Here is a 22,437-nt window from a genome sequence, read left to right as displayed (position 1 = left end):
TATTAATGATATTAGTGGTTTATATTAATAATAAAATAAAAATTTAGAGAAATATTTTGCAACATAAGACTAAAGAATAAGACGAATTATTCAGATTTTTTTAGCAAAAGACCGCTTTAAAGCAAAAATTCTAAAGTCTATGTAATAAATTTTTGCGAAAATACCGATTTTTATAATTAAGTATTTGAAAAATATATAATTTGGGAAATGCTATTTGTGCAGCGTACAATGCTGCTATTACAAAAGTAACTCATCAATATCTATTGATGAATAAAAATAGAGATAAACGAGGGCAGGCAAGCTTATGAACAACAACTACCGTAAACCGCTGCAATCCACCCAGCTGGAATATTATGACGTACGACAGGCCGTAGAAGATATTCAGCCAGGCGCATATGCCAAACTTCCTTATACTTCCAAAGTCCTGGCAGAGCAGTTGGTGCGTCGTTGTGATCCTGCCATTCTGGAACAGTCTTTACGCCAGCTGATTGAACGTAAACAGGAACATGATTTTCCGTGGTATCCGGCACGTGTAGTGTGTCATGACATCTTGGGGCAAACGGCACTGGTTGACCTTGCCGGTTTACGTGATGCGATTGCCGATCAGGGCGGTGACCCGTCTAAAGTCAATCCGGTAGTTCCAACTCAATTGATTGTCGACCATTCACTGGCGGTTGAGTTTGGTGGTTTTGATACGGATGCCTTTGAAAAAAACCGTGCCATTGAAGACCGTCGTAATGAAGACCGTTTCCATTTTATTGAATGGACTAAAACCGCGTTCGAAAATGTTGATGTAATTCCTGCGGGCAACGGCATCATGCACCAGATCAATCTGGAGAAAATGTCTCCGGTGATTCAAAACCGTAATGGTCTGGCATTCCCGGACACCTGTGTCGGTACAGATTCGCATACGCCTCATACAGATGCATTGGGCGTGATCTCGATTGGTGTTGGCGGCTTGGAAGCTGAAAACGTGATGCTGGGCCGAGCATCTTGGATGCGTCTGCCAGATATTATTGGTGTGGAATTGGTGGGTCAGCGCAAGCCGGGCATTACTGCAACCGATATCGTATTAGCATTGACTGAATTCCTGCGTAAAGAGCGTGTGGTTGGCGCTTACTTAGAATTCTTTGGTGAAGGTGCTGACAGCATGTCAGTGGGTGATCGCGCCACGATTTCCAACATGACCCCGGAATATGGCGCTACCGCTGCGATGTTCTATATCGACCAGAACACCATTGATTATCTGACTTTGACCGGTCGTGAGCCTGAGCAAGTCAAACTGGTCGAAACTTATGCCAAAGAGATCGGGCTTTGGGCATCGGATATGACCCAAGCAGTATATCCACGTGTATTGCGTTTCGATTTATCGACTGTGACACGTAATATTGCAGGGCCATCAAATCCACATGCACGTGTCTCGACATCTGACCTGAAAGAAAAAGGCATTGCCGGTAATTTAGAAGCAGCTCGCGCGCAAGAAGCAGAAGGCTTGATGCCAGATGGTGCGGTGATTATCGCGGCGATTACGTCTTGTACCAATACCTCCAACCCACGTAATACGGTGGCGGCAGGTTTGCTAGCACGTAAGGCCAATGAATTGGGCTTGGTGCGTAAACCTTGGGTGAAATCTTCTTTTGCACCGGGTTCTAAAGCGGCTGCTTTGTATTTGGAAGAAGCAGGCGTACTTAAAGATTTAGAAAAACTGGGCTTTGGTATCGTGGCCTATGCATGCACGACCTGTAACGGCATGTCGGGCGCATTAGATCCAAAGATTCAGCAGGAAATTATCGACCGTGATCTGTATGCAACAGCGGTGCTTTCGGGCAACCGTAACTTCGATGGGCGTATTCATCCATATGCGAAGCAGGCATTCTTGGCTTCACCGCCTTTAGTGGTGGCGTATGCAATTGCCGGTACGATTCGTTTTGACATCGAAAAAGATGCTTTAGGTACAGACAAAGACGGCAATCCGATTTATCTAAAAGATATCTGGCCATCGGATGAAGAAATTGATGCGCTGGTGAAAGTTGCTGTAAAACCAGAACAATTCAAAAAAATCTATATTCCGATGTTCGACTTGGGTGTGAATGAAAAAGCAACAAGTCCGTTGTATGACTGGCGTCCGCAAAGTACGTATATTCGCCGTCCGCCGTATTGGGAAGGGGCTTTGGCTGCACCGCGTACCTTGTCAAATATGCGTCCGCTGGCGATCTTGGGCGATAACATCACCACTGATCATTTATCACCATCGAATGCCATTGTGCTCGACAGTGCTTCAGGTGAATACCTGAAAAAAATGGGTGTGCCTGAGGAAGACTTTAACTCCTATGCAACGCATCGCGGTGATCACCTCACGACGCAACGTGCGACTTTTGCCAACCCGAAACTGTTTAATGAGATGGTAGTGCGTTCTGATGGCACCATCAAGCAGGGTTCGAAAGCGCGTGTGGAACCTGAAGGTGAAGTAATGCGGATGTGGGAAGCGATTGAGATCTACATGAACCGTAAACAACCGTTGATTATTATTGCCGGTAAGGATTATGGTCAGGGTTCGAGTCGTGACTGGGCAGCGAAAGGTGTGCGTCTGGCAGGTGTAGAAGCGATTGTGGCAGAAGGTTTTGAGCGTATTCACCGTACTAATTTAGTCGGTATGGGTGTTTTACCGCTTGAGTTTAAGCCGGGTACAGATCGTAAGACTTTAGGTCTTGATGGTACTGAGCTGTATAGCGTGATTGGTAATATCGCGCCACGTTCGACGTTGACTTTAGTAATTGAGCGTTCGACCGATGATGGTAAGAACCAGATTGTTGAAGTGCCTGTGACTTGCCGTTTGGATACTGAAGAAGAAGTGCATGTGTATGAAGCGGGTGGGGTATTGCAGCGCTTTGCACAAGACTTCTTGGAAGGGAATGTGGCTTAATCTTTTTTTTAATCACCCCTAGCCCCTCTTTGAAAAAGAGGGGAACTCCCTACTTTTTTAAGGAGGGTTGGAGTGGATTAAAGTTGTTGATATTGTTTAAAAAAGACCCTACTGTGAAGTGGGGTTTTTATTTAGAGCATTAATGTCTTTATCAAGAAAATACAAACAGGTACTTTTCTTTTTATACTTAAGCAATTGAGCTTCCTCAATGATTAAAGACGTCTATAACTTTAAGGGAATATAAAATTTCATATGGCTATGGTGATAATTTTGTATTAACGCACTGCGCTATACTTGGCCTTATGCATCACTTATCTCAATGTTATTAAACTACTTAACTTGAAAAAAAATAATAAATTATCACTTAATTAATGAGTTACTAAATAATAATTAGAAATACTACTTTGCCCAAACGACACTATCATTTACAAAAATGGACAATAGACATTCATTACCAGAGGGTTATACTAGTCAGACCATTTCTAAAACCATGGAGAACAAAGATGGTTACTGCTGGCGAAAAACCCGGAACAGGCTTCTATTTTTGTGTTCAATGCGGACACCGCACCTACTTAGAAATTGGTACTGATCGTTTACCACCGTGTACCAAATGCCAAGGCAATCAATTTAACAATAAGAATGCCTAAGCAAAACAACTCAAACAGTTACCCTCTGTTTTGAATGAAAGCCCTATTACTCGATAGGGCTTTTTGCTATTTAAACATCCCTATTTATAGTTTAAGATTGATTGAAAAATAATCAATAAAACCCCATATAAAACCCTAGATTCATCGTGTTTAGGGCAGCTTAATTGCAACATTATCTTGATCTTAATCATGACTCAGGTGTTGCCAATTACGAGATTGGTAACGAGTTTATTCGGGTTCAATTTAAGAAAACCTCGAAAGTTTATACCTACAGCTATAGCAGTGCCGGCTATCAGCATGTCGAAAACATGAAACAGCTTGCCCAATATGGCGATGGGCTAAATGCCTATATCAATCATCATACTCGACAGCTTTTTGTACGTTAAAACTGGTCTGCTTCTTGCTTCAATGAAAGTCCTAGAAGGCAAATATTTTCTAAAGAGTAAATATCTGCCTAGAAATAGTGCAAGTGCATATATTAAAAAGAGGGCTATCACCTATGGATATTCAACAGCACGCACCAGAGTCAGGAAAGTTAGATAAAAAAGCCCATTTCTATTCTGCATGGCCGCTGATCCTGATCCTTTTTGGGGGCGCGATTGGCTCGGTTTATGCTGTGATCGCCTATCTACTTAACCTGAAAATTTATAGTTCTGAACTGACCAGACTCAACAAGGTTTTGGCTAATCTTCTGTGCGGGATGTCCGCGATCAGTGCCTGGTGGTTTAGTGCGCAATGGATTCAGGGAACATTCTTTCAATAAAACAGCAATCCTGTCCTGAATATAAATTGCAATAAAGTCTCATTTTGGCGAATAAAAAAGCATAAAAAATTGGAAATGGAATTTATTTCTCTATATTGGGGTTAATAATGAAATAAATTTTCATATTTATGGGAAATTAAAAAAAACATAGGAAATTAATCCCGTCCATCTTTGCCTAATATAGCTTTCAAGGGTGTGATGGGATCGGAAAGAGTAGCATGCTGTGAGCGGCGCAAAACGCGAGTGCAGTACGAACCCAAAAGGTCTCGATTCGGCTTAGGACGCTATAGACCAAAAGTTTATAGGCTATAAGATCAGGTCTTACAAAGAATGATAGTTGAAGTAAACCATTGCGAGTTTTCCCAACACCCTAAAAAATTCTCTAGCGATACACGCAGAATAAAAAATTAAAATAAATATAAATCATAAATTTAAGAAAAATATTTATCCAAGTAAGATACAAATCAATCCTTCATTTCTCAACATGATCTGTTATTTTAAAAACATCAGCTGCCCCCTAGGGGAATCCTCATGAATCTCGATATCTGGTGTCGTTTTTTACTGTTTTGCACACTCATTAATTATGTCATTCTCATGATCTGGTTCATGGTCTTTGTCTTTGCCCGAAACTGGATGAAGCAGGTGCATGGAAAATGGTTTCGGCTGTCAGATACCAGTTTTGATGTGATTCATTATTCGGGTATGGCGGTGTATAAAATTGGCATTCTGCTGTTTAACCTGACACCGTTAATTGCAATCTATCTGATGAATCAAGGCTAAGGGCGGTGTTGTGATTAAATCTTCGAGTGATAAAAATAGGATTGGATTAGTATCATTTTATCGCTACTTGATAGCGTGACAGGATTAATAAGAACGAAAAAAGATTTCAAAGGAGTTGAAGGATGAATCAATTCAAACCGGCCCTAATTTTAGGTGCCTTGCTCGGCTTAGGGATGATTATTGCAGGATGGATTCTGGGCAATAGCGCGCTGAAAATTAAACAGTATGAACGTATAGTTTCGGTCAAAGGCTTGTCGGAACGTGAAGTTAAAGCCGATGTGGCGGTATGGCCAATCCGCTTTAATGCCGGCAGTCAGGATCTGGCTGAACTGTACGATACCATGCAAACCAATACCCAGGAAATTCAGACCTTCTTAAAAAATGAAGGATTTAGTACGGAAGAAATTACCAGTGCTTCACCGAGTATCACCGACAAATATGCGCAGCAATATGGCGGGGATGCCAATGTCGCGCTACGTTACACCGCCAGCCAGACCATTACAGTCTATACCCATAAAATAGATGCAGTACGCGCGGCACAAAGTCGCCTGGTGGCCTTGGGCAGAAAAGGCATTGCCTTTGCAGGGGATGATTCTGGGCAAAGAACGGAATATTTATTTACCAAGCTGAATGACATCAAGCCGGCGATGATTGAACAAGCCACCGAAAATGCCCGAAGTGTGGCAGAAAAATTTGCTGCAGATTCAAAAAGCAGTCTGGGCAAAATCAAGTCCGCCAATCAGGGGCTGTTTAGCATTGAAGATCGAGACAGCAATACCCCGTATTTGAAGAAAGTGCGCGTGGTCTCGACCGTCGATTATTATCTGGCAGATTAGCTTAATTCGCCCAAGCATCGTGATTGACAGCCTAGAAGCCGCTTGTTATTTTGCGCGCATTGTTCCAGATGCTGTACCCTTAAAATGCCCATTAACCATGACTTTGTCTATTGTCCACCGCAAGAACCGCTACATATTGTTTATGAAGATGACGATCTGGTGGTGATTGAAAAGCCGGCCGGATTATTGTCGGTTCCTGGGCGTTTACCTGAGCATCATGACAGTGCCTACTTACGTGTTTTGGACCAGTATCCGCAGGCTAAAATTACCCATCGTCTGGATATGGCCACCTCAGGTATTTTGATGTTTGCCAAACACCGCGATGCAGAAGTGGCAGTGAGTAAAATGTTTCAGGCACGCACGGTACTTAAAAATTATGTCGCGCTGGTACAGGGCAAACTCGAAGGTGAGGGCAGTGTCGAAGTACCTTTGATTACCGACTGGGAAAACCGTCCGCGTCAGATGGTGCATTTTGAACTGGGCAAGGCCGCCAAAACCTTGTATCAGGCCTTAGAATACCTACCCCAGCAAGACATTAGCCGAGTGTTGCTGACCCCCATTACCGGCCGTTCCCATCAGCTACGCGTGCATATGCTGCATATCGGTCATCCGATTACTGGCGATAAAATTTATCATCCTAAACCCCAGCGCAGTCCTTTAAATCGCATGGCCTTGCATGCCAGTTATTTGGCTTTTACCCAGCCTTTGAGTGGTGTCCCGGTCGAAATAAAGGCAGACATACCATTCTAATTTGATTCTGCTTGATAATCAGAGCCAACCGGACACATGCTTTTTAAGCTCATAAATATGATGAGGATCAAGCTCTTAAACTGGGCAACCCGAATAAAAAAGTGTGAGAATTTATTTCGATAGCAGCTTGGAAATGAGTGGCTTTACAAGCATGTTCAAATGAAATTTTCTACTGATCCATTGCCTGATCGGCTGTCACTACCGAATATAAATTTTAATGTTCGTTTTATCTCTTGATGATGAGCTTAGAGAATTTTTATTCTTTTATCTCTCGCTATAGGCCTGATATCTTTATTTTTCAGGTTTTTTAATTTTGCTTTTATTATTTTTAAACTTTCAAATTATATCCTTTGATATAAAAAATATCGTAAGTTGTTTCAGAATGGATTTGTCTTGAGCCGGAAAGCAGTCAGTCATACATGACTTGCACATAAAAATTTTGTAGAAAAATAAAATGAATGAATGACTTAGTATTGATCAACGGCTTTGATTATCTGGCCGAAGTGATGCAAAATTAATCATGACTTTATAATAAATTTTTAATTTGATGGTTTAGGGCGCTGCCCGGGGTTAAAGGAAAGAACGATGCTCAGTATGGCTCTCTTCGTTCTCGCGAGTATTTTAATATGTGCATTGCTATGGAGCTTAAAGGTACAGGCTTCATTACGCAGCAATATCCAGTTTTTACAGGAAAACCTGGATCATTCCCGCAGCAAATTGGCAGATTATGAAACTCAAGTCGATGAATTGAATTATGAAATCACCCAATTGCGGGTACAAAATGGCAGTTTAAACATTGCCCTGAATAAATATAAAAAATATCAGGATATCTGGGATATCGAGCAATATATTATTAACCGGACTTTGCAGGCCGAAAACTTTGTTGAAGCGACCAAGCTGGATGCTTCGATCATGATCGATGATCTCAAAGCCTATATCGCAAGAGTAAAAGATTATCTTGCCCAGTTTCAGGCGCAGGCCGTGGCCGAGGTTGAGCAGGAGGCCCGACAAAGTTTGCACGGTTATTATGAACAGGCCAAACAACAGCATCGCTTGCAAGAGGTATTGAGTGCTTTACAGCATAAAATACAGGCCCAGCGCTTCGGCTTGCAGCTTCCCGCAACACAGGTTTTAGAGCAGCTGATTGAGGGTTATAGCGAAACGGATGCGGTTCGGCATTTACGCAATGTCCGTGACAGAATTCAACAGGCCATAGAAAAACAGCAGGTGGCGAGCTGTAATTATGTCGACGACAATCGCCGTCGAAGTACTATTGAAATCCTTAGTCTGGCTTTCAACTGTAAGGCAGATTTATATCTCTCTCAATTAAGCACAGAAAATTTGGGCGAGATATTGCAGGCCTTAAAGGATGATTATGTCTTGCTGAATTATACCGGGCAGACACTGAGTCAGGCGATGATTCAAGAATCCTATCTTGATCTGCGTTTAGAAGAACTCAAGTTTGCTGCGCTGGTTTTGCAATTGGAACAGGATCATCCGCATTCACACATCGCGTAGATCATGACATTCATAGGTCTAGAAGATTTTTACCAGAGTATTCTGAATGCCATAAGTTGGTTTAAATCCTGATATTTTTCAGGATTTTTGGTCTTAAGGAATCTTGAATATATTGATCCCCTTACTTATTTTTATATTTATAAAAATCATATGTTTATTTATGGTTAAAAGATAATATTTTTTGTCTGTATCTCGATAATTGTACAAAAATCAGCTAATCTTAAATGCAGAATAAAACAGCATCATAATAAGGATACTTCTATGTCACGTGATTACAATCAATTCCCTGACGATGAAAATGGCAATGTACTGTGGCAAATGCATCAGGATGGCGACGACTTGCAAGAAGCGCACGAAATTGAATTTTCGATTGCCTTTGCGGATGAAGCGCAGGCAGATCGTTGTGCCTTGCATCTATTAAAAGAAGAGCAAAAAATTAGCCTGTTTCAGGACGAAGATAGCGATACCTTGGAATGGATCATCACGATTTATGTATATATGGAGCCTGCCTACGAAGATATCGTGGATCTGGAACAATGGTTCAGCAAAATCGCTGCACAATTTCAGGGTGAATATGATGGTTGGGGCTGTATGGCCTATGTCTATGATGATGAGCTGGATGACGAAGAGAGCAGCCTGCGTAGTAGCTGAGCATGCTTGTATTTAAATGATTTAAAGTAAGAAACCCGGTGCTGCCGGGTTTTTTTTATTACTCTTTAATTGCTATACGAAGGTTTGAGCTTGAGTATAGATACATACTCATTATATATAGCCAGCTCAAAACTGGATAAAATAACTCAAATGAGTACTTAACTCAGGCTGATGATGCTGAGGATTTAGTCACAACAAATGCAGGGAATATCCCGCAATAAAAAATAATAAGAACAAAGGACAAGAAAAAATGAGTTACACCTTAAAAATGCATCGTGTGTTTAGTGCACCACCGGAGCGGGTGTATCGTGCCTTTGTACATCCGGATGCACTGGCCAAATGGCTGGCACCACATGGCTTTATTGCCAAAGTAGAACATGCGGAAGTCAAACCCGGCGGCAGCTATAAAACGACCTTTACCAATTTTTCTACCGGAACCCAACATCATTTTCATGGCATTTATCATGAGGTCATTCCCAATCAGCTGCTGCGCTATACCGATCAGTTTTCTACCCCCGACTTGCAGGGTGAAATAGAGGTCACGATCATCTTTGAAAAAGTGTCAATCGGTACCGGTTTACACATTATTCAGGTGGGTTATCCGGATGTGGTGCCGCCAGCGGTATGTCATTTGAGTTGGCAGGAATCACTGCAACTCCTGTCTTTGCTGGTTAATCCGCAGATTTCAGACAATTAATTCCTTGGATCTCCTGTGTTGGTTTCATCCCAATGTCCTCTCCATCAGCGCGCCTGACAAAAATGCTATACTGTGAGCTTATTTGTTTCATTTATTTTATTTTTCTCTTTTTTTCGAGGTTTTTATGGGTCTGCCAAACTGTCCAAAATGTCAATCTGAATATACCTATACAGATGGCGATCTACTGATCTGTCCTGAATGTGCACATGAGTGGAAAGAAGGTGAAGTCACTGAAGAACAAGTGATCATCAAGGATGCCAACGGCAATGTGCTGGCGGACGGTGATAGCGTCACGGTGATTAAAGACCTGAAAATCAAAGGTTCATCTTCAGTGGTGAAAGTGGGCACTAAAGTCAAAAGTATCCGTTTGTTGCCTGATGCTGCCGATGGGCATGATATCGATTGTAAAATCGAGGGGATCGGCCCGATGAAATTGAAATCCGAATATGTCAAGAAAGCTTAAATTTAGCCTTAGACTAAAATTCTGACGAGAGAATAATACGGTTGATTAATCGTATTATTCTCATTATTGCTGAAATTCGGGGCTGATCATTTTCCTGTCGCCTGATCCTCACATTTCGATTTGAGATCCCTTTAATGCCGCACCTGCATCTGGAATATTCTGACAATCTGCAACATATCGAGATCAAACCCTTATTGGTCGCGATTCATCAGGCACTTTTTAACGCCGGCCATGTCACCGATCCCAATGATTTAAAAAGTCGTGCGATTATGCAGCGGGATTATGTGATTGGACTGAATGCTGTTACAGATCAGGCCTATGTGCATGCCAAAGTTTCACTGTTGAGTGGGCGCAGTGTCGAAGTTCGTCAGGCGATTTCCGAATTGGTGCTCAACGTCATGCAGCAATATATTGCGCCACAACCTGAATTCAAAATACAGCTTTGTGTCGAAATCATTGAAATGCCAAAGCAGACCTATAGTAAAGCCATTATCTGAATGATGGCTTTTATCTGCTGATATCACATGGATCAAATGCCTTAAAACTTCATCAACGCCGTAGTAAATTTATAAACAGATCGACTTGGTCTGTAACAGCTCGCTATCTTATTCAGATCTAAAATTATTTCTATTTTTAAATGACGCTTTATGTCATTTACAGGCATGCAATAAAAGTTCTAAAGTAGATTTTAATCGCTGCTGATTTTTGAATCATCCAATCTAGAAACAGCATATTCATCCTGATTGAAATAAAAATAATTTAAAAAATAATCTTCAGGTGAGCTGTATCCAATCAGGCAGTGGGGAGAGCAAAGCGAATAACGCTTTAGCATAGGCAAAATAATAAGAACAAAAGATCAGAAATCGGGTGAGTTGATTGAATCCCAGATTTCAGGTCTGACTTGTCCGATTGAGGAAAATTTAATGCAGATTTTTGGGGATGAACAATTGGCTCGGGAGGTCATGGCATTTCTTCGAGAGTGGGACAATGCCATAGCCAGACTCGATATTCAGGATATTATTGAATTGTGCCGACCGGAGATCCGTCTGGTTGATGTCAGTATGGAGGTTAAAGGCGTCGAAGCCTATCAGGCCCTCTGGCAACAATATCGGCACTTTATGCCCGAAGGAATACGTGTAGAGCGGCAGAATATGAACATTCATGTCACTTCTGATCTGGCTGTAGTCGATGGTTATGTACGGGTGAGTTATGCGGTGATTGAACCGATTTTCCAGTTGGGCTGGTGTCGGGTCAGCATGTGCCTGAGCAAGCAGCAGGGCAAATGGCAATTGCTGCATCAACATACTTCAGTCCCTGTGCAACTCGAAACCCGGAAAATGCGCCGGATCAAAAGCGTGAGTTAATCTATTTACCTGAAAAGATTTAAGTGAAATATCTTTGCAAATGATTACAGGAATACCTTTGTAACAAAAATATAGAAAGTCCTAAATTATGTTGAAGGAATAATATTTTAGGACTTTTCAGGTGGATAACAACAAGAACAGTCAAGTAAAACCAAGACAGGCCAACCTGCAACAACAGACTGAAGTATTGATGCCGGATCAGTCCGAGCGGCAGCGCACCCAACATGCACTCAGAATGATGGCAGGCTTTGTAATTGCTGCTGTGGTCATGACGGCGTTGTATTTTGGCCGTGATATTTTTATTCCGCTGGCTTTGGCCATTCTGCTGGCATTTTTACTTTCTCCTCTGGTTTCCCGTTTAAAGCGCTGGGGCTGTCCCCAATGGGCGGCGATTGGCCTGGTCATGTGCCTGACCTTGTCATTTCTGGGTGGCACTGCAACTTATCTGGGGGTGCAACTTGGCAAGCTAAGTCAGGAACTGCCGCAATATCAGGACACCATCCAGCAAAAACTGAAAATGCTCGAAAACTATCGTCAGGGACCGAGTATGTGGGACGGTGCGATCCAGACCTTTGACACAGTCGAAGATTCGATAGACACCCCAGAACAGGAAACAGAAGACCCAAATGTGCAGAATGTCAAAGTGGTCGGTTTGGAACCAACGAGTGAAGAAGCTGCCCTAGACTGGTTGAATAAAATCCTGAATCCGTTGGCGATTATCGGGATTGTGTTCCTGTTTATGGTATTGATTTTATTCAATGGCAAAGACTTGCATGACCGTTTTCTGAAACTCTTGGGCGGTAATCTGAATATCGGCACCGATGCGCTGGATGATGCCGGAAAAAGTATCGGAACCTATTTGCGCATGCAGCTGCTGGTCAATGTCACTTATGGTATTCCCATGGCGATTGGGCTGTTATTGATTGGCGTGCCGGCAGCGATCATGTGGGGGCTGGTCGCGGTGGTTATGCGTTTTGTACCCTATGTTGGCCCGATCGTTTCAGCTATTTTCCCGATTACACTGGCTTTCGCCGTTGATCCGGGCTGGGACATGGTGCTCTGGACTGTGGCCTTGATACTGGTGCTGGAACTCATCAGCAATAACGTGATTGAACCGTGGCTCTATGGGGAAAGTACCGGTCTGTCTACTTTGGCAATTATTCTGGCTGCTACGTTCTGGACCACCCTCTGGGGACCGGTAGGGCTGATCTTGTCGACGCCTTTGACTGCCTGCCTGCTGGTTTTGTCCAATTATGTACCGGCACTGGGTTTTGTCAAAACCTTACTTGGCAGTACGCCAGTATTGTCACCCTCCGAACGCTTTTACCAACGACTGGTGGCTGATGAAGTCAATGATGCAATGCAGGTAGCCAATGATTACATCTGTGCACAATTACCGAAAAAGCCCAGTGAAGAGGAGGTGGCCCGTCGGGTACAAATGTTCTATGGCGAAGTGGCCATTCCAGCCATTCGGATTTATTCTCAAGGACATGATGCCGATGTCACTGCCGAACACCGGTTGCGTCTTTATCAGGGCTTGCAGTTCTTTAATCATGCGTTTCAAAAAGCCTATCCGAGTAAGATGAGTGCCGAGCAGCCCGAAGTCTATTGCGTTGGTGCACGTTGGGAAATTGACACCCAGATTTCTGCCATGTTGGCACACGCGCTGAATCTCAAAAATATTGCTGCCCGAAATGATCCGGATGTATTGATTCAATCGAGTGAATCAGGAAAGGGTATTGTACTGCCAGCTTCGATCAAGATTTTATGTGTGTCGATTTTTCATCATGCGCCTGCGGCACAGATTCGGCTGCTGAAATATAGACTGGCGCAGCAATATCCTGAGCTGAAAATCATTTTTGCGACTTGGGGCGTGATGCAGCTGAAGCTTCTGGATGAACTGCAACAACGTTTTGAGCTGGAGGCATTGGTCAATAATGTCGATGATCTGATTCTGACTATCGAAACTTATACCTTGAATGAAGGCGAAAGCTGGTTTGAGAATCTGGAGATCAAGAATGAAAAAGAACGGCAGCAGGCTTTAAATGAATTGGGGTTATTGGATCATCGTCATCAGACCCTTTATAAACAATATATTGAAGAAGCCCGTCAAGCCTTTGACGTTGATTACGCACAAATTTCCTGGCTGAATCAGCATGAAATGTATATTCCAATCAGTCCTTTTACTCAGGAGCCTGTTGCAACCCGACAAATGTGCAAGGATTCAGTCTGCACCCATTTGCTCTATCAGAATGAGCCTTTGGTGATAGAAGACTTGCAGCGTGACCCGCGCTTTCCACATCTGTCAGAATTAAGACAGCATCATATCCGTTTCTATGCTGGTGTGCCTTTAAAAGATAAAAATGGAATTGCGGTTGGGAGTCTATGTCTGCTGGATAAACAACCGAGACAGATGCAGGCCGAAGATATGATTCTGCTTAAGGCTTTGGCGCAGGATTTAATGGCGACCCTGAGCAATGAGCTCAAGAAAAAAGATAAACAGAAGCAGATTGAGCAGATGCAGCCTGCTACCTCGGCAAGCGTTTTAAATAAGGACTAAATGATGAAACAAAAATGGATTTACAGCATCAAAATCATGAGTATCACATTTGGTCTAGCCAGTATCAGTTCATGGAGTCTGGCTGCTATTCAGGGACTGCATTTTTTACATAAAGACTGGGAAATTTCCTGTGATAATACCGGCACCTGCCGCGCTGCCGGTTATCAATCGGATCAAGATATTGATCAGCCGGTTTCGGTGCTACTAGAGCGTGCTGCGGGTGCAAACAGTAGTATCAAAGCCCAAGTCCAGATTTTACCCTTAGCTGCTGCCACACCTACACGACAGCTTCAGCTACAAATTGCCAGCACACCTTATGGTGTGATTGGTCTGAATCGGGAGGGAATAGGGCACCTCAGTACTGATCAAACGCGAGCCTTGCTAAAAGCTGTACAGGGAACAGCTCCGGTTGTATTTAAGAATACGCAATCACGCTGGAACCTGTCGACTTCCGGTGCCAGTGCCGTTTTACTCAAGATGGATGAATTTCAGCGTCGACTTTCTACGCCCTCAGCCTTGATCAGGCCGGGGAAAAAATCCAATCAGGCGGTGCTCAAAGCTGCAGCGATACCGAAAATTCAGATACCAAAATATCAGTCAGGCAAAGTCACTCAAGCAAAACTGAATACGGCAACAAGTCAGCAGATGATTCGAAAACTGCAAGCCACCACCAAGGAAGATCAATGTGATTTGCTGTTTAGCCAGCGTTTTCTGGATGATGATGTTATGACCATTTATCCCATTAATGCCCAGAATCAACTGATTCAGATTCCATGCTGGCGTGGGGCTTATAATATGGGTAGTGGCTTCTGGCTGATGGATCGAAACAAGCAATTTAAACAGTTGGTGACGACCTCGGGAGAAACATTTAACCAAGGCCAGATATTTTCCGGGCATAAAGTGCGTGGTTTGGGCGATTGTCTGAGTCAGAACGAATGGGCCTGGAATGGCAAGAAATTTGTCAAAAGCTTCAGTGGTCTGACCGTACAATGCAAAGGCTTCGCCGGTGGTGCTTGGAATTTACCGACCTATGTAAGCAAAATCATTTATCAGGCCAAATAGTATTGTTTATAAAATATCAGTGATAAAAAAGCCTGAATGACTCAGGCTTTTTTAGTTTTGATTTTAAGAAGTGTGATCTTAAAAACGCTTTGGAATTCTCTGGCCATTTGGAACAGGAATTTCAGCATTTTTTAATACCCCAAATAACCAGGTTTCAGCATGCTGTACCGCAGTTTTCAACTGATCACCCATGGCCAGACGTCCGGCAATGAAACTGGCCAGTGAACAGCCTGAACCATGATATTCACCTGGCAGACGTGGACAGCGAGTTTCGTTGACCAGCTCACCTGCGATATATAGGCTGTTCTGAATGTAATCTGGCGTATCTTCATGGCCACCTTTGACCAAAACTGCCTGTGCACCCATTTCAAATAATTTTTGAGTGGCCAGTTTGAGGTCTTGCTCACCCGTCAGGGCGCGTAGTTCAACCGTATTTGGCGTTAAAATGGTGGCCAATGGAATCAGCTGGGTAAATGCTTTGACCAGCGTTTCCTGATTACCCAGCGAGCCGCCACTATTGGCGACCAAAACCGGATCCAGCACATACAGATAATCTGGATGTACAGTCAGAAACTCGGCCAGAGCCACGATATTGTCTGTGGTGCCTAACATGCCAGATTTTACGCAACGAATGGGCAGGTCATTGACCACCGCATTGGCCTGTGCCAATAGCAATTCTCTGGAAGTGGCTTCGAAACCAAAAACCTGCTGTGAATTTTGAATAGTGAGGGCTGTGCAGGCAATTGCCGCATGTGCACCACTTTGACCAATAGCTTCAATATCTGCTTGAAGGCCGGCTCCACCTGAAGGGTCTAAACCGGAAAAGCAAAGTACGGTAGGGCGCAAAATGATGTCCTTCATTCACTAAAATTGCATTAGTATAGGCAAATTTGAATGAACTCTCGATATTAATTTATATCGGTGCTGATGAGAGGGGATAGGCGGTGATTAAGAATATTTTAATTGATCTGGATGGGACATTAACCGATCCGAAAGTGGGGATTACGACGTCTGCACGCTATGGTCTGGAAAAAATTGGTCATCCGATTAGTGACGAGATCAATATCGACTGGATTATTGGTCCGCCCTTAAAAGCCTCGCTTGCCAAAATTTTAAATGTTGAGGCCGATCATGTTCTGGCTGAACAGGCCTTGATGGGTTATCGGGAGCGCTTTGCAGTCAAGGGTCTCTATGAAAATCATGTTTTTGAGGGTGTAGCAGAAACGCTGGCAGAACTGAAACGCCGTGGTTATCGCTTGTTTGTCGCTACAGCAAAACCGACAGTGTATGCCAAACAGATTCTGGAACATTTTGATCTGGCCCAGTATTTTACCGACATTCATGGCAGTGAGCTGAATGGTGACCGAACCAATAAAGCCGAGCTGATTCAGTATATTTTAGCGCAACAAAAATTACAGGCCGATCAATGCATGATGGTCGGTGATCGCGAGCATGACATTTTTGGTGCCCGTCAAAATGGTATTGATACTATTGCGGTAAATTATGGTTATGGTAGTCAGGAAGAGTTAGCACTGGCACAGCCTAAATATCAAATAGACCGCTTTAATCAGTTGCTAGATTATTTTAAATAAACCCTAATTTTTGCTTATTTTATTTGAGCTGATTTTTAGAGATATTTTGTCTATAAGCTGCTACATCTATACAGATCAACTCTCTTATTAGATTGTTATCTCAATAAAAATCCCGCAGCGTGCGGGATTTTTGCTCTTACAAGAACATTTAAAGCGTCAAAAACCAGGTCGATGCCAACACCACCATAATGATAATCACCAGTAAAATATTGATGATCGTCATTCGATGTTGGGGTGGAACTCTGGCTTTGGTCAGTGCATTTCCTGCATGGTCAAACAGGATGACATTTTGCACGCTACTTTCATAACCGAGTTCGAGTAACGCGCGCTTTTCAACTTCGGTTAAACCGTCTTCAGGCAGATCCATAATTTGCAGCAGTGCTATAGAGCTAAATAGTTTCTTCATCATTGACGATGGTAACAGCCGTTTCAGCGTCACCGCGGCTGCATCAAAGTCGGCAATAATACTCCGCGGATGGGCATAAGGCACATCGGGTAGCAGAGTATGCGTAATCGTGCCATCTATATTCATCAGCTGCATTTTATCTTTATAGATTTGCACCCATACAGCATCTGGAAATTTCACTAATTGATCTTGCAGCATGGAGAAAGTCTGATTTTGCTGATATTTAGTCATTAAATAATCGATAAACAAATCCCGCATCAAGACGGGATTTGTAAGGTTCGGTTATTTGGCAGGAGCACCATATTCATTGTTTTGTTGCTTGGTTTCAGTTGCCCACCACCAGATCAGTACCAGTATACCAATCACGGTAAGCGTCAGTAATTGCCACCAACCAGAGCGTCCTACATCATGCAAGCGACGCGCGCCAACGGCCAGACTTGGGACTAGAAGTGCCAGATTAAGCAGGCTATTCACCAGCGGTTTAGTGCCTAAAACTGTATCAATTACCTCAGCAATAATGCCTAAAATTACACAAAACAGCATAAAGAACCAAAATTCTTTACGGCGTGCGCGGCCGGAAAAGTTTGCATAGTTGGTCAGACATTTTACAAACCAGTCAATGCTGCTGTAGTTTTCCTCGGCTTGATCCAGATTGGAATATTTGCCGAGCTGACTGGAAATTTTTTCTCCCAGATAAATAGAACTGCCTAAGGCCAGATAAATCTCAGAGGCTTCACCTGTAGTATTGACGATAAAATCGACCCGATCACCGCGTGAAGGTGGACGCTCACTACGCCAGTCTGCGCCATTAAAGCTATAGCGCTGATTATCATCCCCCGAGATAAAACCGGTATTGTGTTGAATAGAAAAATCAAGGATTGAACCTTTCATGCTTGTTCTCGTCTATTAAGCTAGATTATTGTTTTAAAGCGACGCAATTTCTTATCAGAATAACTTTAGCATAATCTAATTTTTAAAAGTTTATGGTGAAATGACAATAATTTTTTCATGTTTTTAAAAGCCTTATCGCAATAGTGATTCAGTATTCAATCAACAAAAAATGTAGCGTTGCATGATTTGAAATGAAGAAAATTAAATAGTAATGAAGCTGATTTATCTCTGAATCTTTTATAAGAAATTAAAGCTAAATCTATCTGATGAATATCAAATTTTTCTTTGGAACTATGGTTTGATGTTGTTAAATTTAATATAATGATAAACAGATACTTATAAATTTTAAATTTACAAAAAGCATATAATAATACCAATAAATATAACATTTTATTCATATTTTTTATCTATTAGTAACGATTTTTTAAAATCAACAGGCGTATAATAAAAAGCTTCATATTGTGATGAAGGTATCACATTCAATGTATCTCTCCCCATTATCGAAGGCCGTTTACCTTTGCTGTGCCTCTTTCATCTTAACCACGACCACTGTGCATGCTGAAGCTGCTTTCAGTTCGGAAAGCCCGTGGATGCTCGGTGACTGGAACGGGCAACGTACAGCACTCCAAAATCAGGGCTATGATTTCAGTTTTGGTTATACGGGTGAAATGGCAAGCTTGATTGATGCGCAAAGATCTTCAAGCCATAGAACTGAATATGCGGACCAGTTTGTTTTTGGGGCACATCTGGATCTGGCAAAAATTGCAGGCTGGCAAGACACCGAAGCACAAATAACAGTGACCCAGCGTAACGGTCAGTCACTGTCTCAAAGCACTGCTGCTTTAAACGACCATCTGAGTTCAGTGCAAGAGGTCTGGGGCCGTGGTCAAACCTGGCGTCTGACTGATTTATGGATCAAGAAAAAATTCCTGGAACAAAAACTGGATGTGAAAGTCGGACGCTTTGGTGAGGGTGAAGACTTCAACAGTTTTGACTGCGATTTCCAGAATCTGGCCCTATGCGGTTCACAAGTCGGGAATTGGGTTGGCGATCAGTGGTACAACTGGCCAGTAAGCCAATGGGCTGCACGAGTCAAATACAACATTAACCCTGAATTTTATGCTCAGGTCGGTGTTTATGAATACAACCCTGAGAATCTGGAACGTGGTAAAGGGTTTAATCTGAGTACGGACGGCTCCAAAGGGGCAATGCTTCCTGCAGAAGTGGTCTGGACGCCTAAACTGGGCACACAAAAATTGCCAGGTGAATACCGCGCCGGTTATTACTACAGCACGGCGGAAGCTGAAGTCATTTCCAATCCAGATCAAACCGATCATCACCATGGTGGCTGGATCGTTGCCAAGCAACAATTAACTGCACATGACGGAGATGCTTCGCGTGGTTTGACCGGCTTTGTGAATGCGACAGTGCATGACTCCAAAACCAATAATGTCAGTGATATGCAAAATATCGGGCTGGTTTATAAGGGTGCAATGGATTCACGCCCTCAAGATGAAATCGCATTTGGTATTGCACGCATCAACATGAATGACGATGTCAGTGCTGACCGTCATCAAGAAATCGATGCAGAAATTTATTATGGCTTACATGCCACTAATTGGCTCACCATTCGCCCGAATGTGCAATATGTGCGTCACGTCGGTGCATATAAAGATGGTGAAAATGTCTGGGTGGGCGGAATCAAGTTTAATACGTCATTTTAAAATATAGTTTTTAGTTGCAAATACACTATTGAATCTCTAGGTGCTTTGTTGCAGTAATGGGCAATGCTTGCTTAAGACATTGATGTATTTATAACTCAGAATTTAACAATAAGGGTGCTCATGCCTGTCATGTGCATGGACTTTCAAAAAAACTTTTATAGGTGTTCAATATGAATACTTCATCATCAGGTTCAGTACTGAAAACGATTTTAGCGGTCATTGCCGCTGTTTTCGGTATAGGACTGCTGATTGGAGGGATTTATCTTGCAGTGCTGGGTGGGTCTTGGTACTACATCATTGCAGGTATTCTCTTTATTGCGACCGCAGTTCTCTTGTATAAACGAAAAAGTGCTGCACTCCTTGTTTATGCCATATTCGTTTTGGCGACAGTGGTGTGGGGGCTGTGGGAAGTCGGTTCAGATTTCTTTGCACTTGCGCCGCGTTTAGATATTTTAGGGCTGTTTGGTCTGGCCCTGCTGATTCCGGCAGTAACACGTGGCTTTGATCAAAGCAAAGGTGCGAAAATTGCCTTGGGTGCTTCATTGGCCATTACTATTGCCGTCATGATTTATGCTGTATTTAATGACCCGCAAGAAATTCGCGGTGAATTAAAATCTCAGCAGCCCGCAACCCACCAGCCAATTCCCGGTGTGGCAGATGAAGACTGGCCAGCTTATGGCCGTACCCAGTCGGGTTTACGTTATTCGCCGTTGAAGCAGATTAATACTGAAAATGTCAAAGATTTGCAGGTGGCTTGGGAATATCACACGGGCGAATTCAAGACTGAAAATGACTCGGGTGAAACCACCAATCAGGTTACCCCAATCAAGGTGGGTGACAACATGTACATCTGTACCACTCACCAGAAATTGACAGCGCTTGATCCGGCAACCGGTAAGGCGAAATGGACCTATGATCCGAAATTAAAAGCTGATCATACCTATCAGCATTTAACCTGCCGTGGCGTATCTTATTATGATGTCAACAATACGGCTGGTTTTGAAAGCAGTCTCGCTGCGAAAAAAAGCAGCTCTGCTGAATGTCCACAAAAAGTGATTTTACCGGTCAATGATGGGCGTCTGGTTGCGGTAAACGCAACCACCGGTAAAGTCTGCTCTGACTTTGGTAAAAATGGTGAAGTTGATCTGCAAAAAGATATGCCATTCCCATATCCAGGTGGTTATATTCCAACCTCACCGCCTGTAGTAACCGGCACCACCATTATTATTGCGGGTTCAACCACAGATAACTATTCAACTGAAGAACCGTCGGGTGTGATCCGTGGTTATGATGTCAATACCGGTGAACTGCTTTGGGTATTTGACACAGGCGCTGAAGATCCGAATTTGATTCCTGCACCGGGTCAAAAATTTGTACACAACTCTCCAAATGCCTGGGCACCTTTGGCCTATGATGCAGAGCTAGATATCGTCTACGTACCAACGGGTGTCGGTACACCGGATATTTACGGTGGTCATCGTACTGAACTGGACGAGCGTTATGCCAACTCGATGCTGGCCTTGAATGCGACGACCGGCAAACTGGTATGGAACTTCCAGACTACCCATCACGATTTGTGGGATATGGACGTACCTTCACAGCCAACATTGACCGAGATTAAAGACAAAAACGGCAATATGGTTCCAGCCATTTATGTCTTGACCAAAACGGGTAATGCTTTTGTGCTAGACCGCCGTAATGGTAAAGCGATTGTGCCAATTACCGAGAAACCGGTACCACAATCTGTGAAACGCGGACCTCAGACCAAAGGCGAGTTCTATTCTAAAACTCAACCTTTCTCTGACTTTAATCTGGCGCCACAAGATAAATTGACCGATAAACAGATGTGGGGTGCGACCATGTTTGACCAGTTGGTCTGCCGTGTTGCGTTCCACAAACTGAATTACGATGGCATTTATACCCCACCTTCTGAAAATGGCACGCTGGTCTTCCCGGGTAACCTAGGTGTGTTTGAATGGGGTGGTATGTCAGTGAATCCGGACCGTCAAATTGCATTAACCAACCCGATTGGCCTGCCATTTGTATCAAAACTAATTCCTCAAGATCCGAACCGTCCTAAGACGGCTAAAGGTGCAGGTACAGAAGCAGGTGTTCAACCGATGTATGGTGTGCCTTATGGCGTTGAAATCAGTGCGTTCCTGTCTCCATTTGGACTGCCGTGTAAACAGCCATCATGGGGCTTTGTTGCAGGTGTGGATCTAAATACTCATGAAGTGGCATGGAAACGCCGCATCGGTACCATTCGTGATAGTATGCCGGGCATTCCATTGCCACCATTCAAAATGGGTGTGCCGATGCTGGGTGGCCCTATTTCAACTGCGGGCAACGTGATGTTTGTGGGTGGAACTCAAGATAACTACATCCGTGCCATTAACGTGAACAACGGTGATGAGTTGTGGAAAGGCCGTCTACCTGCAGGTGGCCAGGCTACACCAATGACCTATGAAGCCAATGGAAAGCAGTATGTGGTCATTATGGCGGGTGGTCATGGTTCCTTTGGGACTAAAATGGGTGACTCTCTGGTGGCTTATGCCTTGCCAGACAATAAATAGTTGAATCTCTAATTAAGTATGAAGAAGCCTGATTCGTCAGGCTTTTTTATACGCTATTGTTGAATGCCTACATCGAGTTTTAAGGACACAGAGAAATGATGTTGATTTGTTGCTGAAAGCTCAATTTCATTCAGATCGCATTAAAATAATATGCTTTGTATATGGCTGATTTTAAGCGAAATTCAGATAAAGGATTAATTAAGTCTAAATTTATCGAACACAGAATTTTTAAGCTCA

General features: G+C 43.1%; 21 protein-coding genes. 18 read left to right on the top strand and 3 right to left on the bottom strand.

The annotated features are described in order from the left end of the window. Window positions 1-304 precede the first annotated feature (304 nt). The 15 genes from acnD (at window position 305) to NI455_RS08015 (ending at window position 15,014) form a co-directional block, all read left to right on the top strand. Entirely contained in the window at window positions 305-2,923 is a 2,619-nt protein-coding gene (gene acnD, locus NI455_RS08085) for a Fe/S-dependent 2-methylisocitrate dehydratase AcnD (RefSeq protein ID WP_253113471.1), read from the top strand. A gap of 503 nt (window positions 2,924-3,426) precedes the next feature. Further along, window positions 3,427-3,570, top strand: a complete 144-nt coding sequence (locus tag NI455_RS08080) for a zinc ribbon-containing protein (protein ID WP_004645925.1) — start codon at window positions 3,427-3,429, stop codon at window positions 3,568-3,570. A 164-nt stretch (window positions 3,571-3,734) separates the two neighbouring features. After that, a complete protein-coding gene (locus NI455_RS08075) occupies window positions 3,735-3,956 on the top strand; it encodes a hypothetical protein (RefSeq protein WP_004732115.1) in 222 nt (73 codons plus the stop codon). A gap of 113 nt (window positions 3,957-4,069) precedes the next feature. Next, on the top strand, window positions 4,070-4,333 hold the full coding sequence (locus NI455_RS08070; RefSeq protein WP_253113467.1) for a hypothetical protein: 264 nt from the start codon (window positions 4,070-4,072) through the stop codon (window positions 4,331-4,333). Between the two features lie 531 nt (window positions 4,334-4,864). Beyond that, the gene (locus NI455_RS08065; RefSeq protein WP_004645921.1) at window positions 4,865-5,113 is read left to right on the top strand and encodes a DUF6868 family protein; all 249 of its coding nucleotides are present in this window, start codon (window positions 4,865-4,867) and stop codon (window positions 5,111-5,113) included. Between the two features lie 122 nt (window positions 5,114-5,235). Beyond that, on the top strand, window positions 5,236-5,949 hold the full coding sequence (locus NI455_RS08060) for an SIMPL domain-containing protein (RefSeq protein ID WP_253113464.1): 714 nt from the start codon (window positions 5,236-5,238) through the stop codon (window positions 5,947-5,949). 84 nt (window positions 5,950-6,033) lie between these two features. Further along, window positions 6,034-6,699 (top strand): pseudouridine synthase, encoded by a 666-nt coding sequence (locus NI455_RS08055; protein ID WP_253113462.1) that lies wholly within the window; start codon window positions 6,034-6,036, stop codon window positions 6,697-6,699. 585 nt (window positions 6,700-7,284) lie between these two features. Further along, window positions 7,285-8,217, top strand: a complete 933-nt coding sequence (locus tag NI455_RS08050; protein ID WP_253113459.1) for an SNIPE associated domain-containing protein — start codon at window positions 7,285-7,287, stop codon at window positions 8,215-8,217. A gap of 261 nt (window positions 8,218-8,478) precedes the next feature. Then, window positions 8,479-8,868, top strand: coding sequence for a ribonuclease E inhibitor RraB (locus NI455_RS08045; protein WP_004645916.1), 390 nt, complete (start codon window positions 8,479-8,481; stop codon window positions 8,866-8,868). A 250-nt stretch (window positions 8,869-9,118) separates the two neighbouring features. After that, window positions 9,119-9,565, top strand: a complete 447-nt coding sequence (locus NI455_RS08040; protein WP_004732106.1) for an SRPBCC domain-containing protein — start codon at window positions 9,119-9,121, stop codon at window positions 9,563-9,565. Window positions 9,566-9,689: 124 nt separating this feature from the next. Continuing rightward, entirely contained in the window at window positions 9,690-10,028 is a 339-nt protein-coding gene (locus NI455_RS08035) for a zinc ribbon domain-containing protein YjdM (RefSeq protein ID WP_005247934.1), read from the top strand. 134 nt (window positions 10,029-10,162) lie between these two features. Continuing rightward, entirely contained in the window at window positions 10,163-10,525 is a 363-nt protein-coding gene (locus NI455_RS08030; RefSeq protein WP_253113456.1) for a 5-carboxymethyl-2-hydroxymuconate Delta-isomerase, read from the top strand. A 426-nt stretch (window positions 10,526-10,951) separates the two neighbouring features. Beyond that, window positions 10,952-11,392 (top strand): YybH family protein, encoded by a 441-nt coding sequence (locus tag NI455_RS08025; RefSeq protein ID WP_253113453.1) that lies wholly within the window; start codon window positions 10,952-10,954, stop codon window positions 11,390-11,392. 121 nt (window positions 11,393-11,513) lie between these two features. Beyond that, window positions 11,514-13,952, top strand: coding sequence for an AI-2E family transporter (locus NI455_RS08020; protein WP_253113450.1), 2,439 nt, complete (start codon window positions 11,514-11,516; stop codon window positions 13,950-13,952). A 3-nt stretch (window positions 13,953-13,955) separates the two neighbouring features. Next, on the top strand, window positions 13,956-15,014 hold the full coding sequence (locus tag NI455_RS08015; protein WP_005252694.1) for a DUF1176 domain-containing protein: 1,059 nt from the start codon (window positions 13,956-13,958) through the stop codon (window positions 15,012-15,014). 78 nt (window positions 15,015-15,092) lie between these two features. On the opposite strand, the gene NI455_RS08010 is transcribed toward NI455_RS08015, so the two are convergent. Further along, window positions 15,093-15,860: a hydroxymethylpyrimidine/phosphomethylpyrimidine kinase gene (locus NI455_RS08010; RefSeq protein WP_004281743.1), complete on the bottom strand. Its 768-nt coding sequence runs from the start codon at window positions 15,858-15,860 to the stop codon at window positions 15,093-15,095. Between the two features lie 98 nt (window positions 15,861-15,958). Between NI455_RS08010 and NI455_RS08005 the strand changes: the two genes are divergently transcribed. Beyond that, window positions 15,959-16,606, top strand: coding sequence for an HAD-IA family hydrolase (locus NI455_RS08005; RefSeq protein WP_004281744.1), 648 nt, complete (start codon window positions 15,959-15,961; stop codon window positions 16,604-16,606). A gap of 148 nt (window positions 16,607-16,754) precedes the next feature. Here NI455_RS08005 and NI455_RS08000 read toward each other — a convergent pair whose 3' ends face one another. Together NI455_RS08000 and NI455_RS07995 are read right to left on the bottom strand one after the other, a co-directional pair. Continuing rightward, complete coding sequence (locus NI455_RS08000) at window positions 16,755-17,270, bottom strand: hypothetical protein (protein WP_004645901.1); 516 nt, start codon at window positions 17,268-17,270, stop codon at window positions 16,755-16,757. Between the two features lie 24 nt (window positions 17,271-17,294). Beyond that, a complete protein-coding gene (locus NI455_RS07995; protein WP_253099954.1) occupies window positions 17,295-17,903 on the bottom strand; it encodes a DUF805 domain-containing protein in 609 nt (202 codons plus the stop codon). Window positions 17,904-18,385: 482 nt separating this feature from the next. Here NI455_RS07995 and NI455_RS07990 point away from each other — a divergent pair, with 482 nt between their 5' ends. Continuing rightward, a complete protein-coding gene (locus NI455_RS07990; RefSeq protein WP_100357948.1) occupies window positions 18,386-19,627 on the top strand; it encodes a carbohydrate porin in 1,242 nt (413 codons plus the stop codon). Window positions 19,628-19,797: 170 nt separating this feature from the next. Continuing rightward, a complete protein-coding gene (locus NI455_RS07985; protein ID WP_004645898.1) occupies window positions 19,798-22,200 on the top strand; it encodes a glucose/quinate/shikimate family membrane-bound PQQ-dependent dehydrogenase in 2,403 nt (800 codons plus the stop codon). Window positions 22,201-22,437: the final 237 nt, after the last annotated feature.

The organism is Acinetobacter lwoffii, from assembly GCF_024129435.1.
GTDB lineage: Bacteria > Pseudomonadota > Gammaproteobacteria > Pseudomonadales > Moraxellaceae > Acinetobacter > Acinetobacter lwoffii_F.
Note: the sequence above shows the minus strand (reverse complement) of the source record. Positions and strands in the feature narration are given on the sequence as shown.

Bases quoted from the DNA above. Each gene is read 5' to 3' on its own strand.
- NI455_RS08055 (WP_253113462.1), top strand. From the start codon at position 6,034: ATGCCCATTAACCATGACTTTGTCTATTGTCCACCGCAAGAACCGCTA.
- NI455_RS08015 (WP_005252694.1), top strand. From the start codon at position 13,956: ATGAAACAAAAATGGATTTACAGCATCAAAATCATGAGTATCACATTT.
- NI455_RS08035 (WP_005247934.1), top strand. From the start codon at position 9,690: ATGGGTCTGCCAAACTGTCCAAAATGTCAATCTGAATATACCTATACA.
- NI455_RS08060 (WP_253113464.1), top strand. From the start codon at position 5,236: ATGAATCAATTCAAACCGGCCCTAATTTTAGGTGCCTTGCTCGGCTTA.
- NI455_RS08030 (WP_253113456.1), top strand. From the start codon at position 10,163: ATGCCGCACCTGCATCTGGAATATTCTGACAATCTGCAACATATCGAG.
- NI455_RS07995 (WP_253099954.1), bottom strand. From the start codon at position 17,903: ATGAAAGGTTCAATCCTTGATTTTTCTATTCAACACAATACCGGTTTT.
- acnD (WP_253113471.1), top strand. From the start codon at position 305: ATGAACAACAACTACCGTAAACCGCTGCAATCCACCCAGCTGGAATAT.
- NI455_RS08025 (WP_253113453.1), top strand. From the start codon at position 10,952: ATGCAGATTTTTGGGGATGAACAATTGGCTCGGGAGGTCATGGCATTT.
- NI455_RS08000 (WP_004645901.1), bottom strand. From the start codon at position 17,270: ATGCGGGATTTGTTTATCGATTATTTAATGACTAAATATCAGCAAAAT.
- NI455_RS07990 (WP_100357948.1), top strand. From the start codon at position 18,386: ATGTATCTCTCCCCATTATCGAAGGCCGTTTACCTTTGCTGTGCCTCT.
- NI455_RS08070 (WP_253113467.1), top strand. From the start codon at position 4,070: ATGGATATTCAACAGCACGCACCAGAGTCAGGAAAGTTAGATAAAAAA.
- NI455_RS08040 (WP_004732106.1), top strand. From the start codon at position 9,119: ATGAGTTACACCTTAAAAATGCATCGTGTGTTTAGTGCACCACCGGAG.
- NI455_RS08080 (WP_004645925.1), top strand. From the start codon at position 3,427: ATGGTTACTGCTGGCGAAAAACCCGGAACAGGCTTCTATTTTTGTGTT.
- NI455_RS07985 (WP_004645898.1), top strand. From the start codon at position 19,798: ATGAATACTTCATCATCAGGTTCAGTACTGAAAACGATTTTAGCGGTC.
- NI455_RS08065 (WP_004645921.1), top strand. From the start codon at position 4,865: ATGAATCTCGATATCTGGTGTCGTTTTTTACTGTTTTGCACACTCATT.
- NI455_RS08050 (WP_253113459.1), top strand. From the start codon at position 7,285: ATGCTCAGTATGGCTCTCTTCGTTCTCGCGAGTATTTTAATATGTGCA.
- NI455_RS08045 (WP_004645916.1), top strand. From the start codon at position 8,479: ATGTCACGTGATTACAATCAATTCCCTGACGATGAAAATGGCAATGTA.